2 protein-coding genes are annotated in these 691 nt (G+C 63.7%); one reads left to right on the top strand and one right to left on the bottom strand.

Annotated features, from left to right (window positions below):
• Positions 1–239, bottom strand: a 239-nt coding sequence (locus tag ACESY8_RS19535; protein ID WP_498794959.1) for a nucleotidyltransferase family protein, incomplete at its 3' end; no start/stop codon positions are given.
• Between the two features lie 98 nt (positions 240–337).
• On the opposite strand from ACESY8_RS19535, the gene ACESY8_RS19540 reads away from it, so the two are divergent.
• The gene (locus tag ACESY8_RS19540) at positions 338–670 is read left to right on the top strand and encodes an arsenate reductase family protein (RefSeq protein ID WP_009259178.1); all 333 of its coding nucleotides are present in this window, start codon (positions 338–340) and stop codon (positions 668–670) included.
• The last annotated feature ends 21 nt before the right edge of the window (positions 671–691 follow it).

Here is a 691-nt window from a genome sequence, read left to right on the forward strand (position 1 = left end):
CGGCAGGGCAGCCACGTGAAGCGCACCCCCAGCTCCTCCCCGTCCCCCATCGCATCCTCCACCATGCGGGACAGGCGTGGGAGGGCCACACCGATCTCCCGCACGCCGTGGCGGCGGAGCAGCCCGGCCTGGTGGGCCAGCAGGGGCTTGTCGAACAGGGACAGCAGGGGCAGGGGGCGCTCCAGCGTCAGGGGGGCGAACCCCTCCTCCCCTTCCCCGCACAGAATGATCGCTTTCAAGGTGGGAAACCATCCTTTCACACACAGTTTCCCGTATTATTGCCGGAACCGCCCCCGTATGATACAATATTGTGACCAGAGAGCAAAGGAGAACGGCCATGAACATTCAGATTTTTGGAAAAAGCAAGTGTTTTGACACCAAAAAGGCGGAGCGCTGGTTCAAGGAACGGCGTATCCGGTTCCAGTCCATCGACCTGGGGAAGTACGGCATCAGCCCGGGGGAGCTGAAAAGCGTGCTGAACGCCGTGGGGCTGGAGGCCCTCGTCGACCCCAAGCACCCCGACGCCGCCCTGCTGGCCTATCTGGCCTACGACGCCGACAAGGTGGAAAAGCTGCTGGACAACCCCAGGCTGCTGAAAACCCCCATTGTCCGCAATGGCAGGCAGGCCACCGTGGGCTACTGCCCCGAGGTGTGGCAGGGCTGGGCATAAGCAAACGTGGGGGGGGGGGGG

It is taken from the genome of Clostridium sp. ATCC BAA-442 (genome assembly GCF_964239415.1).
In the GTDB taxonomy this organism is placed as follows: Bacteria; Bacillota; Clostridia; order Oscillospirales; family Oscillospiraceae; genus Flavonifractor; species Flavonifractor plautii.

Excerpts from the sequence above, each read along its gene's own strand:
- ACESY8_RS19540 (WP_009259178.1), top strand. The coding sequence starts at position 338 with ATGAACATTCAGATTTTTGGAAAAAGCAAGTGTTTTGACACCAAAAAG.